The sequence below is a fragment of the Litoribacter ruber genome, assembly GCF_018449405.1.
Classification (GTDB): Bacteria; Bacteroidota; Bacteroidia; order Cytophagales; family Cyclobacteriaceae; genus Litoribacter; species Litoribacter ruber.
In genome coordinates this window covers 327609-344524 of record NZ_JAHCMY010000002.1, presented here as the reverse complement: position 1 = coordinate 344524, position 16916 = coordinate 327609, and the positions used below count along the sequence as shown (strand labels likewise).

Here is a 16916-nt window from a genome sequence, read left to right as displayed (position 1 = left end):
ATCGGTTGTACAAAGAACTATGTACTAGATACTAAGTAAAAAGCCTGCCTGGTTCTCGCGACCAGGCAGGCTTTATGTATGACTGTTAAAATTTAACCGCTAAGAACTCAAAGAAACGCTTAGTTAGCAGATAGTAGATGTCCCCCTTACTTCCAACTCCTCCTTTGCGCCACTCAGCGCCCTTTGCGGTGAGTTATTAACCTCTGATCCTCCGCGCCTCCGCGGTTGTCACGTCCTAAATTTACTTGACACTTTTTTCTCAAACTTTTAAATTTTTCTCCGCGAAGTGGCCTTTCCCGATCCGCCCTCGATTGTCCCGATGGCTCTCGGGAGGGCTACTCGGGACAAGTTGTGAAACTTCGTGAAAACTTTGTGGCCTTTGTGGCCATTTTTTTCCAACATCCGACATCCGACATCGGACATCCAACTTTAAAATGTATACCTCACACCCAATTGCGCTCGCCATCTTGAGAAAAAGTCATTGGGGAGCCATGCTTCATCACCGCGCACGTCCGCTTTGAAGGCAGGGATGTTGGGATCCACCGCCACGGGGGCGCCGTTGATGGTACGGGGCTCTGCGCCTGCTGCTGGGTTGTTGCCAAATTGGGCCACTGTCATAAACTGGGCGTTTTGGATCGCATAGGACCTTCCCCATTCATTGTTGAGCAAGTTGCCCGCATTCAGCACATCAAAGGTCACTTCCAGCCTGCCGGCATTTCTCACAATGATCTCCTGGGCCACCCTCACATCAAATCGATGCTCAAACGGCGTCCTGCCTCCGTTTCGCTCGGCATAATCTCCCCTTCTACCATTCAAATAGGAATTGTTGCTGATGAAGTTGTTGATGGCATTATATTGCTGATCGGCAGTTTCCACCAACACCCATTGATCATTCTCCACCACATATCGATCATAGAGCACGATTTCGTTTCTACTGGCAGGAATGTAAATTAGGTCATTTCCAAATACACCATCACGGTTCATGTCCCCCTGATAAGTGAAGGAAATCGGCACCCCGGATTGCCCGTTATAGAATATCCCCACTGAGGTGGCCAGGAATCCGGCATATTCCTTTCTATAATTAATGGCTGCCACGATTCTGTGAGGCACCATAAACTGGGAGAAAGAAAGCTCTGGGTTATTGGGATTTCCCACTGTCGGCACGTTTCTCCAGTTGGAAATAGCCTGGGAAGAGTTGCCCGGGTTGATATCCTTGGCCACACCATAAGTATACCCAATGTTGGCCATCAGCCCGTTTTCAAATTGTTTACTCAATTGCCCTGTCAAATTATAAGTATACCCTTCATTGGTGTTGGTCAGGTAGACAATATCGGTGAAGTTTGGATTGATGAATGCTCCATCAAATCGCCTTCTGTTATCTGCACCTTCAAAGAAGGTAAACTGATTATCTTCCAAACCAGCAATATTCAGGTTTTGATAAAGGATGTTGTTGAAATTCTGCGTATAAATACCGTCAAAGGTAAATACATATCCATCGCCAATCATATAATCAGCACCCAGGTTCAACCTCAACACCTGTGGATATCTAAACCTTCTGTCGGTCACGTTAATCTCTGATGTGAAAGTAGGCAGCCCCAAGTCCGCAGCATTGGGCTGGTTGTTGGGGTCAGGGTTGAAAGTGAACCCTTCCGGAAAGTCACCCCGCTGCCGCTGGGCCTGGAGTCTGGCGATTTCTACACCTGTGTTGGAAAACTGGTTGGAAAGCCAAACAAAGGGAAGCCTTCCCGAGAAAATTCCCACCCCACCGCGAAGCTGGAAGGTGGCGTCACCGTTGACGTCCCAGTTAAACCCAAACCTTGGGGACCAAAGCAGATTCGATCCAGGCATCCTGTTAGTAGCCACATCAAACCTGTTGGCAATAGGAGAATTGTTAAATTCTGGATTAGCTGATGGGTCATCCGGGAAAATTGGCACATCCACCCTCACTCCAAAGGTCAGCTTCAGATCATCGGTAGCCTGATATTCATCCTGCGCATAGAATCCTAACTGCACAGCACGGAATTCCGCTCCCCAGTTGGGTTCATTGGGCACATTGGAAAAGGATAGGTCATATGTTAAAGGAAAAACCTCCCCTGGAGTACCCACCGTCAACCAATCATCCAAGCTGGCATAACGATAGGACCCGAATGCCTGCCTGATGAACAGGTTATAAATATTATAAAACTCATTGTGCGTACCCAAAGTGAAAGTATGCTTTCCTTTGAAGACGCTGAAGTTATTGGTCAGCGTAAACACATCCTGGTTTAGGGTGTTGGCGGTACCAAATTGCTCGGAACCCAGCTGAATATTTCTACCCCCACCCAGGTCGACCTGCACATAAGGGAATGGGGTACCCACAAAGCCCCGGTCATCTCTTACCGTAGTATACCCAATTCTCAATTCGTTGGACGCGCTGTTTCCAAAACGGGAATTCAGTTCAGCCACAGTAGTATTGGTAGTACTTGGAAAAAACTGCGCTCCTCCGGACAATACAAATGTATTCGCATTCCTAAACACACTCAGCGCTTCCGCATTCACGTAATTGTGTCGGATGGAAAAAGTATTATTGTTGTTGATATTCCAATCCAAACGCACAAAGATCTTTTCGGTATCGGTAGTCTGGTTAAACGGCCCTGCATCACCAATATCGGCATTCGGGGAAATCCGGTTAATGACACTGGTCACCTGGTTGATTTCATCCTGCGTGATGTTGGATCCCTCACCGATCCCAAACAGCTGCGGCTGGGTTCTTTCGGTCAACTCCCCATTGAGGAAGAAAAACAGTTTGTCCTTGATTATGGGACCGCCGACTCTAAACCCATATTGCCTTTCAGTATAGTCTGGAACCCTTTCTCCTTCAGTAGCCGGAAGCACCCCGGTACCGGTTAGGTTTTGGTTGTTGACAAAATAATAGGCAGACCCTCTAAAGGTATTGGTTCCGCTACGGGTCACGGCATTGATACCGCCTCCTGTAAACCCGCCCATCCTGACATCAAAAGGCGCAAGCTCCACATTGATCTCTTCAATTGCATCGAGGGAAATAGGCTGGGTGCCCGTTTGTCCACCATTGGTACCATCGGCAGCCAGACCAAACACATCATTGTTTACTGTTCCGTCAATGGCAAACTGGTTATACCGGTTATTTGTCCCAGCGAAGGAAATCCCGTTTCCTCGGGTGTTGGCCTGAGGGGTAAGTCTGGCAAAGTCCTGGATTCCCCGCTCAATTGATGGCAAACTGTTGATTCTTTCTGAGCCTATGTTGGTAGAGGCCCCGGTTCGGTTCCCGTCAAAGACCTGGTCCCGCCTGGCGGAAATAACTACTTCATCAAGTTCAGAGGCGTCATCCTGTAGGGTGATGTTGAGGTTTTGGGTTTGGCCCAAGGAGAGGTTGACATTTTCGTAGATGGATGATTCAAAGCCAATGTAGGAGATGGTGACGGTATAGGGGCCACCTACGCGCATATTTGGTATAGAAAACCGCCCTTCCATATTGGTGGTGGTACCGTATCTTGTTCCGGATGGCTCATGCACGGCCACCACGTTTGCCCCTGGTAAGGTTTCCCCAGAAGATTCAGCTACCCGACCCGAGAGCCCCGAAGTGGTGACCCCCTGTCCAATTACCTGCCCACTGCCCACCAGGACAAGCGCAAGTATTACTACACACTGTAGGAAATGCTTCATAATTGTAGAAATTTATGCCAAATGATTTCATTTTTATATTTACTCCAAGATTTTACTGCAAAGATTCCGGGAACCAACTTTTACTCTAAATGGTGGCTCGAAGACCGGAGACCGAGGCTTACCCCCTGACATCCGTGTCACGTCCTTTATTTATTTTAACACTAATCAAATAAGCTTGCCGCGAAGAAGAAACTCAGTGTAACTCTGTGTCGAACTCCGTGTAACTCTGTGACCCCTTTCTTTCCGCGATGACACGCGCCACCCTCACAAAATTAATGTAGTTATTATTCAAAAACGTAATCCCAAGATTAATTTTTTAACACTTTTTCACGTTTTCAAAACATTTTACTAACATTGGATCGGGCTAAAAGTTTTTGATTTCTAGGGTTTTACAATTAAATCACGTGAGAAGGGCAATTATTAGGCTCTAAATAAGATTTTCCTATCTTTAATGGCTCAAATAAAAAAGGGATGGCTCGCAAAGGAATAGTTTGGTTATATGTATATTTAATGGCAGGAATCGCAGATTTGGCATTCGTCGCCAACAGTGCTGATACTTATAGATATGTGAGCAAACCCCTGCTTTTACTCTCTCTATACTTCTATTTCATCACGCAGACTTCCCTGATCAAGGGCAGCCTGCTGCGCAAAAGCATGGGTGCGGCCCTGCTGTTTTCTTTGGCTGGCGACATCTTCCTGCTTTTTCCAAATCTGTTTCTATATGGCTTGGGGGCTTTTCTGATGGCCCATTTATGCTACATTGTTGCTTTCAAGCTGACCCAGCATTTTCAGTTTAGCTTCTACACAGTCAATTTTGTAAAGCTTTTTTTCTACAACCTCCCCATCTACATCCCCGGGGCAATCATATATTTTCTGATCCAACCCAACCTCAATGATCTAAAAATCCCCGTTGTAGTTTACCTGATCGTGATACTGATGATGGCTTCCCTGGCTCGGGAAAGATTTGGCCGGACCAATGCGTCCAGCTTTTGGCAGGTTTTCATCGGGGCCATGCTCTTCATGGTTTCCGACGGCATTTTGGCCCTCAACATGTTTGGCTACCCCATGGTGGATGGCGACACCCTGGTGATGGGGACCTATATTTTAGCTCAGCTGCTGATCGTAATGGGGATCCGCAGTCATATTGTGTCGCATCCTACGGAGTAGGTTTATAAGTTTATGTTTCGCGGCCGCGAAAGGATTAAAGGTTTAAGAGTTTCTTTTAACCCACTTGTCCGGATTCTTTGATCTATCAATACCGCTCGAACAATCACCTTTCGATAATTTTCATCAATTGTAAAATGGATCATGTAGGGAAATTGACTTAATGGAACACAGTGAACATTATCATACCGAACCTGATAATATGGATTAATTTCTAATGCTGAAAAATGGTGATCTAAATTACTTAAAAATCGATTCCCCAAATCTATTTGAACCTCTTCAAAGTAATCATATGCCTCTTGGATATCTCCGAGAGCAAGCGGCTCAACAAATACGGTAAACTCCTTATTTCAGTTTAAGCTGTTTTCTCCCCTCCTTCCAAGTCAACAGCTTGTCCTCTTCAGAGTTTTTAATCCTCTCTCTAACCAGGGAATTATGGGCTTCAGGAATCTCTGTTCCCTCTTGATCGAACCCCAAGCTCTCAATTAGCTCTAAAAAAAAGAGATATTTATCATCCGGAACATTAATAGTAACTTTTTTCATAGCGGTTCTTTAATTCCATTAATATGGCTATAAGTTCTATTTTAACCAAAAATATCCCGCAAGAGTTGCAACCCCCTTTCTAACAATAAAACCCACGAAGCCATTAGCCTCGCGGGTTTGTATTTTGTGCATCAAGATTCAAAACTTTGCGCTCCTTTAAATTCTCTGCGGTTAAATCCCCTTGCTTTCCAGCTTGATATGCAACTCCTTCAACTGATCCTCAGCAATACTGCTCGGCGAATCAATCATCACGTCGCGGCCTGAGTTGTTTTTAGGGAAGGCAATGTAATCCCTGATGGAATCTGAGCCGCCAAAGATCGCACAAAGCCTGTCGAAACCGAATGCAATGCCTCCATGTGGCGGCGCACCGTACTCAAAGGCCTCCATAAGGAATCCAAACTGCTTTTGTGCTTCCTCGTCGGTAAAACCAAGGTGCTTAAACATCAATTGTTGTGTTGCGCGGTCGTGGATTCTGATCGAACCCCCACCTATTTCTACTCCATTGATCACTAGATCATAGGCATTGGCACGTACAGCTCCCGGGTCCGTTTCGAGAAGCGGGATATCTTCGGCTTTTGGCGAAGTGAAAGGGTGGTGCATGGCATGAAACCTTGCCGTCTCCTCATCCCACTCCAGCAATGGAAAATCCATCACCCACAGCGGCCTGAATACTTCACGGTCACGTAGCCCCAGATCTTCACCCATCTTGAGCCTGAGCTCTGACATCTGCTTCCTTGCTGTGTTTTTGTCTCCAGACAATACCAAAATCAAATCGCCCGCCTCGGCACCGCACTTTTCGGCCCAAGCCTTCAAGTCATCCTGGTTGAAAAACTTATCCACAGAGGATTTGAAGCTTCCATCCGCATTGCACTTCACATATATCAAACCTTTGGCGCCGATTTGTGGTCGCTTCACCCAATTGGTCAACTCATCCAGCTGCTTTCTGGTATACTCACCGGCTCCTTTGGCGCAGATGCCCAATACCAGTTCAGCAGAATCAAACACGCCAAAGCCTTTGTTTTGGGCCACGTCATTCAATTCCACAAACTTCATATCAAACCTCAAATCAGGTTTGTCGTTGCCATAATATTTCATGGCATCGGCGAAAGTCATCCGCTCCACTTCACCAAGTTCCACCCCTTTCACTTGGGTGAAAAGGTGGCGTACCAATCCTTCAAAAGTATTGAGCACATCCTCCTGCTCCACAAATGACATCTCGCAGTCAATCTGGGTAAATTCAGGCTGCCTGTCTGCCCTCAAGTCCTCATCCCTGAAGCATTTCACAATCTGAAAATAGCGGTCAAATCCACTTACCATCAAAAGTTGCTTGAAGGTCTGAGGGGACTGCGGCAAAGCGTAAAACTCCCCCGGATTCACCCTGCTAGGTACCACAAAGTCCCTTGCACCCTCTGGTGTGGACTTTATCAACACGGGCGTTTCTACCTCGATAAAGTCCTGCCCGTCCATAAATTTACGGGTTTCCTGCATCATGCGGTGGCGGAGCTGAAGCTTGTTGCGCACCACATTGCGGCGAAGGTCCAGGTATCGGTATTTCATCCTCAATTCCTCACCACCGTCCGTTTCATCTTCAATAATAAAAGGTGGTACCTTGGCGCGGTTTAGCACCTCAAGGGAAGTCGCCTTGATCTCAATGTCACCGGTCGGGATTTTATCGTTCTTGGAAGTCCTCTCTATGACAGTTCCCTCCACCTGAATGACAAATTCACGTCCAAGGGAAGCAGCTTTCTTCAGCAAGGCCTCATCCGTGCTCCCTTCTTCCAAGATCAACTGGGTCACCCCATAACGGTCCCGAAGGTCCACCCAGATCAGCCCACCTTTGTTTCTGACACGCTGCACCCATCCGGCCAACGTCACTTCTGTATTTATATCTTCCGCGCGGAGTTCTCCACAGGTATGTGTTCTTAGCATAACTATCAATAGTTTCGGTCACAAAGGTGCAAAGATAAAGGTTCTGCCAGCAGATTGCAGTTTTTGGGAGATGATTATTTGTTTACTGGAATATTTTTTCTTCGGTCTTCCGTCTTCCGTCTTCGGTGTCACGTCCCAAATTAACTTGACACTTTTTTCTCAAGCTTTTAAAATTTTCTCCGCGAAGTGGCCTTTCCCGATCCGCCCTCGATTGTCCCGATGGCTCTCGGGAGGGCTACTCGGGACAAGTTGTGATACTTCGTGAAAACTTTGTGGCCTTTGTGGCCATTTTCTACTTCGGTCTTCCACCCCGCCAATCAAAGAAGATTTGGCATCCGACCTCAAGACTGAAACCCATAAAAGTTTTTTAACCAAGTCCTTTTTAGTATATTTAAAATAACCTTTTTGACTTTTCAATGAAAAAATACCTGTTTCCGGCTCTCAGCGTTATCTTTTTTAGTTGAGATTTATTGAGAAAAATATAAAAAAATAAAGACGAACGCTTAGTTTTTCAGCATTTTATGAACTTATTTTGTACTAAACGATACGCTCTAATTAAGTAGCCATGAAGAAAATTTGGATGACTGTAGGATTCGTCCTACTGGTAGCGGCGGGGTATAGCTATTTGAAATATAATAAGCAAGACAAAGAGCTCCTTGCCCATCAAGACCTTGAAAATGAGGTTGATTTAGAAGATGAAATCATTGAAGAAATAGAGGAAATCCTCTATGGGATCACTATCAACGACCTGGATATCACCGAGGGCCTTGTAGGGAAGAACCAAACCCTTTCCACCATCCTTTCCCCTTTCAATGTCCCTTATCAAATCATCGATGAGCTGGCCAAGAAATCCAAGGATATTTTTGACGTCAGAAAGATCGCTTTCAATAAAAAATACACCGTACTCACTCCAAAAGATTCCGCACAGGCGCAGTTTTTCATTTATGAGCCTAATCCCGCAGAATTTGTAGTATTCAGACTCGATTCCGTAGATATCTACAAAGAGGCCAAGCCTATGGAGCTTCGCAAAAGAGAAGTGGCCGGCACCATTACCAAATCCCTTTATGTCAACATGGTGGAGCAGGGCGTAACGCCTGACCTGATTGACCAGTTTGCCGATCTTTATGGCTGGACGGTAGATTTCCAGAGGGTTCACAAAGGAGACAAGTTCAAAGTAATTTACAACGAAAAAGTGGTAGATGACCACGTTGTTGGGGTTGAGGATATCGAAGTGGCGTATTTTGAGCATTTGGGCACTCCCTATCATGCCATTCCATTTGAGCAAAATGGGGAAATCGCCTATTTTGACCAAGAGGGCAACAGCTTGAAAAAAGCATTTTTGAGAGACCCTTTAAAATATACACGAATCAGTTCGAGGTATAACCTGAAGAGATTTCACCCTGTACAGAAAAGATACAAGCCGCACTTAGGCACGGATTATGCCGCTCCAACTGGCACAGAAATCCGCTCTGTAGGCGACGGAACAGTAGTGGAATCCAAGTTTACCAGTGCCAATGGCAACTATATCAAAATCAAACATAACGGCACCTACACCACACAATACCTTCATATGTCCAAAAGAGCTGTGGCTGCAGGCACTCGGGTAAGGCAGGGACAGGTGATCGGCTATGTGGGCAGCACAGGCTTGGCTACCGGACCGCATCTTTGCTTCCGATTCTGGAAAAACGGCAAGCAGGAAGACTGGTTGAAAGAAAAAATCCCACCTTCCGCTCCAATTGCCAAGGACAACCGCATGGCTTACGAAAGGCTTCTTATGGAAAAACTGGACCAACTGGCCAATATCCCATATGCAGGTGAAGAGCAACCTTTGCTGACAAGTGCGGAATAAAGGAAATAGCCACAAAGAAACGAAGGCGCAAAGTTTTATGGACTTTGCGCCTTCTTTTTTTTAAAATTCTCTGTGGAGGAGAAAACCTGCTTTTGCCGGTAAGCAGACTCGGTGAAACTCTTTTGTTTAGAACTCTGTGGAACTCTGTGTCCCTTTTGCTTGGCGGTTTACTTATTAGCTTCAGTAAAAGCAGTTGCTTTCTCCTTGGGGAGTTCTTCTTGAGCCAAGTCAGAAGATGAAAATCTTACCTCAGTTCTTCTATTTGCCTGGTGCTGCTCTTCGGTGCATTGGCTGCACTCCACGACTGGACGGGTTTTGCCAAACCATTGGAAGGCCATCCTGTTTTCATCCACTCCGCGCCCTTTGAGGTAATCAAACACCACTTGCGCCCTTCTCTCCGAAAGCCTCTTATTGTAATCTTCCGATCCACGGATATCCGTATGTCCCTGCAGATCCAACTGGAAATCCCTACGTTGCTGCATCCATAAGGCAAGTTTTTCCAGTTCCATCTTATGAGGAAGCCTCAAGGTATATTTATCAAAGTCAAAGTAAACCCGGGGAAGGGCCAGCAACCCATTTTCCTGCAGCCTATCCTGAATGGCTGCCAATAGGGTCTTTTCATCGCAGTCGGCAGCGGCTAGATCAATGGGAAAATCGTAATCTTTGCCACTTTCAGGGAAAGCCCTCAGCACGAGCTCACTCCTCCTATTTAGCTGATGATCAGTTTCCGAACAAGGCTGACCCTCACCGCAATCCCTAACAGGCTTTTTCTTCCCATGCCACTCCGGTGTGATCCGGCTTTTCGAAACGCCTTTCTCTACCAGGTAATCCACCACCGACTCGGCTCTTTTTTGGCTAAGCTTCTCGTTGTATGCCTCTGATGCCCTCACGTCGGTGTGGGAATTAACCTGCAAATCCAAAAAGTCATTTTCCTTCATCATCTCAGCCAGCTTATCCAAGGCAGGCTTGGCCTCGCTTCTGATCTCAGATTTATCCAAATCATAATAGATCAGGTCCACAAAAACCGGCATCCTGTATGGTATGCGTATCATGGTGTAAAACCTTTCCAATATTTCATCCTCAATATCCTTGGTGGATATCGTGCTGTCAATTTTAGAAAAATAACCCTCACGGTGGATTTTAACCAGGTAATCTGAATCATGATTGAGCTCGGCGGTGAATTTTGCCATCCGGTTACGGTCAGTACGTATATCCGACTTCAGCTTTCTATCCTGCAGGGCGAAGAAAAACTCTTCCTCCACCTCATTCCCATCGCAATCCAATAAATTCGCCAGAAAGCGCTTATACATTTCCTCCACCTTATAAATATCATCAAGCCCCTTACCACCCAAGCGGTCGGATGAAAAATAGGCTTTGCCTTTCTCCTTATGGAAATATGCATAATCATCCTGGGGAGAATTATAGGGCAGGCCAAGGTTTTCGACCTCAGCATATCCATCTTCCAGCATGACTGCCTTGAAAATATCCAGCCCCCCAAGCCCCTCATGACCCTCAGAACTAAAATACAAATGTCCATCCTTTACAAAGGGGTTTCGCTCATTCTCAGCAGTATTGATAGCAGGGTCCAAGTTGATGGGTTCTCCAAATTTGAGGTCTTCATCATATTCCACATAGTAAAGATCCAGGCCTCCATGTCCACCATTCATGTCGGAGGCAAAATAAAGCCTCTTGCTTTCCTCATCCACAAATGGAGTGATGATGGCATGCTCCAAAAATGAATTGTACGGAAAGGCCTCATAGCCCACCATTTCACCTTTGCTGTCGATTCGGCTAAAATAAAGCTCGGGATTGATATCGTATTCCCTTTTCTTAACCCCTTTTACCTCCCTGGTGACCGTGTAAAACACGATTGGCTCTTTTTTTAGGAAAAAAGGATCAGAAAAATGGTACGTATCAGGCACGGGGGACTGAACCTCAGAGACCTGAAAATTCTGGTCAACTCTATAGACCGTTAGAAAGTCCCTTCCAGTCCAGCCATAGGCATCCCGACTAAACCTATTTCGCCCATCTATCCGGACGGGTTTCTTGCCCTTCCCGATTTCACCCCTGTCAGAGGTGATATAAATATTGCCCCGGTAATCCTCTGCCCATCCAAAATCTGCAAATCCGGTATTCAGCGTATCCATAGGCTTGGCCTCTACCAAGCGGTTGGGGTTTTGGTTTACCCAGGAGACCAGGGTCACATTTTTTGCCTCAAGCTCTTTTTTGAGTTCAAAATACCTGTCCATTTCCCCGGCCCGCTGTGCAGCCATGGCGTAGGCTTTCCAATCCTCTGTACTGGCCTCTGGATGTCCGGCTGCGATTTGCCTCCACTTATAGGCAAGCCCATAATCCCGCATCTGCTCAAATGACTGGGCAGCTCGCTGGGCGGTTCGGTACCTGGCCTTCTTTTGGTAGGCCTCACTGTAAACCTTGGCCGCTTCCCGGTAATTCAACTCTTCAAACTGCCTGTCGGCATATCTAAGCATGGAGTTTTGGGCAAACACCTGCACCCCCATGGCAAAAAAGACGATAATCAACAATAACTTCTTCATAATCAAAACCATCTAGGATTCTTCATTCGGACATTGCGCGGAGTGACATAATAGCCCACAGACAACTCGTGGGAGTTGTTCCGGTAGTTGTTCAGCACGTTGGTATTGTGGTCGTAAGCGTAACCTAACCTAAGGTTGCTCAGGGCAAAAAACTCCACGATAAAGGCTACCGCATTTCTACGGTTGAGATTGGCCTGCAACTGTTCAGAGCCCAAATCCAGGTTGGACCGATAACTGGCCCCCAGCCACAGCCTCTCCATGAAAAGAAACATCCCATTCAAATCGTAGCTGGTAGGGGCCCCGCCGGTTTCTTCTTTTATCAAAAAGGAAGGCTTAAACTGCACTTGTTCAGATACCGGAAAAAGTGCCCCGGCCGTGAAGTAAAAATGGAAGTTGTGATAGGCAAGTGCCAAATCCTCCCTTTCCAAAGCCTGTCTGCCCACCAAATTAAAGGCGCTCAAGCCCGCATAGTATTTTGAATTGTGCCAAAACACCCCAGCATTCATATTGGGAGCAAACATGTTGTTTCTGCCCTCCGGAACATGGATATCCCCATGGTCATTGGGGTTAAATATAGATCCGTCAATCACGTACTCGGTCACCCCGGCACTTACCCCAAACCCTAAAAAGGAATCATATCCGGTTTGTAACCGGTAAGCGTAGGTGAGCAAGGCCCCAGAGGTTTGAGAAGGCCCAAGCCTGTCAGATAAAATTGATGCCCCAAAACCCATCCTGCCCTCATTGGCACTGAGATCTGCTGTCACCGTAAACGTACGTGGTGCCCCGGGGAAGTCCATCCATTGACTTCTGTAAGTACTCTGAACATAGGGCTCACCCTTATAGCCGGCGTATCCCGGATTGATATGGAGCCCATTGAAAATATATTGGCTAAACTGGGGCAACTGTTGCCCTTGGGTCTGCTGGGAAAAAATCAGCCCCAGCAAACCAAATACTGCTATTATTCTAAAAATCTTTTCCATTTCCGTCTTTGATTACTTGTATCCAACCCTTAAAAATTGTCTGCTGACCATTACTATCGGTGGATTTCATCACATAGTAATAGGTACCCGAATTCAGTCCCGGAGCCCCCCAGTTGTTTTGGTAATTGGTGGCTTCATAGATATGATCCCCGTAGCGGTTGAAAATGGTCAGGTCGTTTTGGACGAATTTGTCCAGCCCCTTGATGACAAAGAAATCATTTTTCCCATCCCCTCCAGGGGTGATCACATTGGGGAAAAACACCTCTTTAATTTCATTTTCATCCCTAGCTTTGTTATTGGACAGGTCTACATCTTCCTCCCTGGAGCTCACCTCCACCTCGTTGATAATAGTGCCTTTATTGTTGGCCTTCACCTCCAGGGTTAGTGTCAAAGTACCACCGGCGGGGAAGCGCTCCACCTGCCATTGAACCTGCTGACCACTGACCTGAACGCTGATCTCGGCATCAAAATCTGCCTCAAAGCTATAGCCCAGATAGGTTACTTTTGAAGGTAGCCGGTCTGTGATTATTACCGCATGGGCTGTTTCAGATCCGATATTAATCACCTCAATTTCATACTCAAAGGCATCCCCCTCTACAATATCCCGATTGAAGGAAGTTTTGGAAATCGCCAGGTCAACTTGGGCGTTTTTGACGATCACGGATTCGGATTCTGCTTCTTTCTCAAAATCCCCAATAGTGAGCTGCGCTTTGTTTACCACTTCCCCTTCGGCAGTGGCCATTGCTTCGATCACCAGCTCCACTGTTTCACCGGCAGGAAGTTGGGCTATGATAAACACCAGGGAATCATCATCTTCCCTGTCAAAATTTGAAGAGATATACATCAATTCTTCGGGAAGGAAATCCTCTATCCGGATATTCTCCAAAGTCTGATTCCCATTATTGGTCAGGGAAATGGTGTAGGTGACCATATCGCCTACCATCACTTCGGTGCGGTCCACTGATTTAGTGAAATCAACTTCAGGATCACCTGAAAGCAGTTGGAAGGTAACAATGGCCTTATCCCGATTTTGAGGATTGCCTAGTTCCCAAAGTTCATACTCCAAAGTATACGCTCTCGCCTCAGCCACGCCACCCATCAACCTCAACTTACCATCTTCCCCGATGATCAAGCCAAGCAGGCCGTCCAAATCCGTGAAAATGAAGTCAATTTGCTCAGGTTTCACTTTCTGGCCATTTAGGAGATCATTGTCCAGAATATTTCCCAAAAGCCCTCCAACCTTGGCCTCAAAATCACCGAAATGATCATCATTAGCTATGATGGTTGGGTTGTCGCCCGGAGGAGGGCCCTCACCCGCCCTGTAGGTTACCAAGGCGCTGGCTTCCAAGGCAAATTCCACCCCACCGGCATCCACGGTAACAGCAAAGGCCGTATTTCTCACCTTTCCGGCTTCAACATCGGCCGCAGTTACCGTGTAGGAGGTATAAACATGGTATTTGCTGAAAGGAGGAACCTCGGCCACGATGGTCTCTAGTCCCGTAAGGGGATCTTCCACCTTGACATTGTTTGCAGCAAAGTCACCGTCGTTGTCAATCTCAATCACATAATTGATCTCCTGACCCGCTTCGCTGAAAACCGCTCGGTCGGCTACCTTGGTCAGGGAAAGGGCAAAGCCAGCTAATACTTTGACCACCACTGGCACCTTTTCACTTTCACACCCAGCTTCATTTACCTGGCTTACATAGGCCGTATGGACACCTGGGAACCAGAGTTGCACCACTGGCTCCTCGTCCAGCTTATTGCCCCTGAAGTCATACCACACCAGGGTATGATTTGGAGAAGCCTCTACGATGTAAGTGGTGGTGCCAAAATCGATGTCGACCACCCTGTTTTTCACCTTGGGAGGCGCCACTTCATTGACCTTGATTTCAAAGGCAAAGGCACACACCTCATGGTCCATTCCCACAGGCAGGGCATAGTATGTATCCGATTCGGTAGGGAAAGGATTATTGGCATCAAATTCCATCAACTCCACATTAAGACCTGGAATCTCCTTGTAAAACCTGATTCCTGCCGGGAAAGCGTCTTTGATCAGGTCGAAAGGAATCTCTTCCCCTTCAGCCAAGCAGAACTCAAACACCCTGTTCTGGGAGTAATCCTTGCATTGGGTTGCATCAAAGTTTTCAGTGTTGACCCATACGACCACAGGCCCAGTCACCATCTCACCCTTGCATTCTCCACCATCCTGGTAGCCCTGGATCAGGGATATTTCCTTAAACGGTGTTCCGGAAACCTTACCTGTCCCCGAAATGGCGCCCTCTATAGATATGGAGGGGTTACATTCTTCATTAGTAAGTATGAAACAATCCTCTGTGGCTTTGACGGTATAGCTGAGCCTAGCCAGTACAAAATCGCTGGCCTCACCGATACTGGACGGCATGGGAAGGTCTCCAACTTTCCAAACGATCGAACCATTGGGTCCCATGGTCGGCTCATAGGTAGCGCCTGAAGAATTGTGTCCGCTAAAGAATAACTGCTCCTCCACAGTCGCTTGGGTGGCTGTGAAAGGCAGGGGAATTACAATTTGGGCATCCTCAATAGGCTCGGTGCCTTTATTAAAGAGTTCAATGGTGAATTCAATCTCTTCCCCTGGCTCCACTTCGGCATTTTCCTCGGTCACTTCCTGCCCATTGATCCGACTCACCTTATTAATCCCCACAACTTCGGGCACATAGGCATCCACCGAAAACGTAAGGTTGAAAATAATGTAACGGTCACGCACAGATCCATATCGGAACAAGGTTGAGGTTTGGCTATTTCCGATCACCTCATTGTTCTCATTGGGAATTTCAAACATGGAAATATCCATCCCGGCATTATGCTTTAGGAACGGATTACGGGGATTGCCTCCTGTAAAAATGGAGGAATTGAAGAAGTTGTCAGGACTATTTCCCTCATGACTCAGACGGATAAATTCACCCGAGTTTAGGCCATTTTCGATTTCCAAATAGTTGCCATCAAGGTCCATATCGCCTTCACCGGCCATCACGCCTAACTTGATGTTGACTTCACCGTTTTGCGCGGTTTGGAAACCTTCAATCGGAATCTGATATTCCAGCACCTGGCTCCCGGTCACGTAGGCATGCCCATCAAACACGGTTACATCCCGCCAGTTCATTTTGGAGTTTTGGTACACCACTACCAGACCCCAGCCTCCGTAAAAGCCCACTTGCTCGTCGGAGCCTTCATTAAGAGCCATGTCGGCAACAAAGTACTCTCCACCGCCATGCTCCTTAACCAGATCAGTGACTTCAGCATAGGCTGAATACATCAGGCTTTCGGAGGTTTCTGGAAAATAAATGTTGTTTGGCGCAGCCGTAATGGTCTGGTAGCTTCCGTTGGCATGCTTAAACAAAACCTGTCTTTTATTCAAGGTCTTGGTAAGCCCGTCTTTGCTCACTTCAAAAGAAATGGGGCTTTCCGGACCTGCTGAGGCCCGACCCGTCCAATAAAGGCCGGCATACACCACTTCCGAGCAACTAGGGTCAGCACCGTTTTCCTGAGAAAACAACAGGGTGGCCGAGGAGGAATTGAGGGTAGTGGGATCACCGTCTATATCGACATATACCATGGAGGTGTTGTTAGTGGTAGCATCGGGGTCCTCGGTTTGGAGGTTGGTGTTTCCAATCATGGTAAAATCACCTTTGATGCTATAGATGGTTTTCTCCGGGCTCGCAGCGGCTGTGCGGGGAGAAAAAGGCACCTGAACCTGTGCCTGAGCGGGGGCAAGGCCTGCTATCATAAAGACCAGCAGCAACCAAGCGAAAATCACCCTTGGGGTACTACAGAAAGTATTCATAATCAAATAGTAACGCTAATAAAAAGTCGGTCAAGGAGACCGGAATCCTTAAAATTGAAGAAGGTAAAACCCGTTCTTACTATCTAAAATCAAAACCTGCCGAATTGGCTGCGGCAGTACCGGGAACTAAGTAAAGATTCTTTTCATAGGTAAAAAGTTTATCCGTGAATCTTACATCAAGCAATCAAAAAAACCTTTTTAAAAACTAAAAAAGTACCCGAAACTATGTTTCATCACTCATTATGGGATTATTGAGACAGAAACTATCGTTAAATCCTTGTGACCAATATATAAATTAAAATGCAAAAAATGTCATTTATCTAGGTGATTATTTTCTATAAAATAAATTTAACCGCCAAAAAATGTGATGAAAGGCATCTAGAGGCATAAAAAAA

General features: G+C 46.5%; 8 protein-coding genes. 2 read left to right on the top strand and 6 right to left on the bottom strand.

Features of this window, described 5'->3' with window-relative positions; genetic code table 11:
- Window positions 1–429: 429 nt before the first annotated feature.
- Window positions 430–3681 carry a TonB-dependent receptor gene (locus tag KI659_RS06120; RefSeq protein ID WP_213944475.1) on the bottom strand — a complete coding sequence of 1084 codons (3252 nt, stop codon included), beginning with the start codon at window positions 3679–3681 and terminating at the stop codon, window positions 430–432.
- 510 nt (window positions 3682–4191) lie between these two features.
- Between KI659_RS06120 and KI659_RS06115 the strand changes: the two genes are divergently transcribed.
- The gene (locus KI659_RS06115) at window positions 4192–4848 is read left to right on the top strand and encodes a lysoplasmalogenase (RefSeq protein WP_317195929.1); all 657 of its coding nucleotides are present in this window, start codon (window positions 4192–4194) and stop codon (window positions 4846–4848) included.
- Between the two features lie 342 nt (window positions 4849–5190).
- On the opposite strand, the gene KI659_RS06110 is transcribed toward KI659_RS06115, so the two are convergent.
- Entirely contained in the window at window positions 5191–5388 is a 198-nt protein-coding gene (locus tag KI659_RS06110) for a hypothetical protein (RefSeq protein WP_213944473.1), read from the bottom strand.
- A gap of 171 nt (window positions 5389–5559) precedes the next feature.
- On the bottom strand, window positions 5560–7317 hold the full coding sequence (gene aspS, locus KI659_RS06105; protein ID WP_213944472.1) for an aspartate--tRNA ligase: 1758 nt from the start codon (window positions 7315–7317) through the stop codon (window positions 5560–5562).
- Between the two features lie 565 nt (window positions 7318–7882).
- Between aspS and KI659_RS06100 the strand changes: the two genes are divergently transcribed.
- A complete protein-coding gene (locus KI659_RS06100) occupies window positions 7883–9166 on the top strand; it encodes a peptidoglycan DD-metalloendopeptidase family protein (RefSeq protein WP_213944471.1) in 1284 nt (427 codons plus the stop codon).
- Between the two features lie 167 nt (window positions 9167–9333).
- On the opposite strand, the gene KI659_RS06095 is transcribed toward KI659_RS06100, so the two are convergent.
- Genes KI659_RS06095 through KI659_RS06085 form a run of 3 tightly spaced genes read right to left on the bottom strand, consistent with a single transcriptional unit; the run spans window position 9334 to window position 16521 of the window.
- The gene (locus tag KI659_RS06095; protein WP_213944470.1) at window positions 9334–11721 is read right to left on the bottom strand and encodes an OmpA family protein; all 2388 of its coding nucleotides are present in this window, start codon (window positions 11719–11721) and stop codon (window positions 9334–9336) included.
- A 2-nt stretch (window positions 11722–11723) separates the two neighbouring features.
- Window positions 11724–12701 carry a PorP/SprF family type IX secretion system membrane protein gene (locus tag KI659_RS06090; protein WP_213944469.1) on the bottom strand — a complete coding sequence of 326 codons (978 nt, stop codon included), beginning with the start codon at window positions 12699–12701 and terminating at the stop codon, window positions 11724–11726.
- Window positions 12685–16521: a DUF7507 domain-containing protein gene (locus tag KI659_RS06085; protein ID WP_213944468.1), complete on the bottom strand. Its 3837-nt coding sequence runs from the start codon at window positions 16519–16521 to the stop codon at window positions 12685–12687. Before KI659_RS06085 ends, KI659_RS06090 begins: the two co-directional genes overlap by 17 nt.
- Window positions 16522–16916 lie beyond the last annotated feature (395 nt).

Coding starts and splice junctions, on each gene's coding strand:
- KI659_RS06120 (WP_213944475.1), bottom strand. CDS start 3,681: ATGAAGCATTTCCTACAGTGTGTAGTAATACTTGCGCTTGTCCTGGTG.
- KI659_RS06115 (WP_317195929.1), top strand. CDS start 4,192: ATGGCAGGAATCGCAGATTTGGCATTCGTCGCCAACAGTGCTGATACT.
- KI659_RS06110 (WP_213944473.1), bottom strand. CDS start 5,388: ATGAAAAAAGTTACTATTAATGTTCCGGATGATAAATATCTCTTTTTT.
- aspS (WP_213944472.1), bottom strand. CDS start 7,317: ATGCTAAGAACACATACCTGTGGAGAACTCCGCGCGGAAGATATAAAT.
- KI659_RS06100 (WP_213944471.1), top strand. CDS start 7,883: ATGAAGAAAATTTGGATGACTGTAGGATTCGTCCTACTGGTAGCGGCG.
- KI659_RS06095 (WP_213944470.1), bottom strand. CDS start 11,721: ATGAAGAAGTTATTGTTGATTATCGTCTTTTTTGCCATGGGGGTGCAG.
- KI659_RS06090 (WP_213944469.1), bottom strand. CDS start 12,701: ATGGAAAAGATTTTTAGAATAATAGCAGTATTTGGTTTGCTGGGGCTG.
- KI659_RS06085 (WP_213944468.1), bottom strand. CDS start 16,521: ATGAATACTTTCTGTAGTACCCCAAGGGTGATTTTCGCTTGGTTGCTG.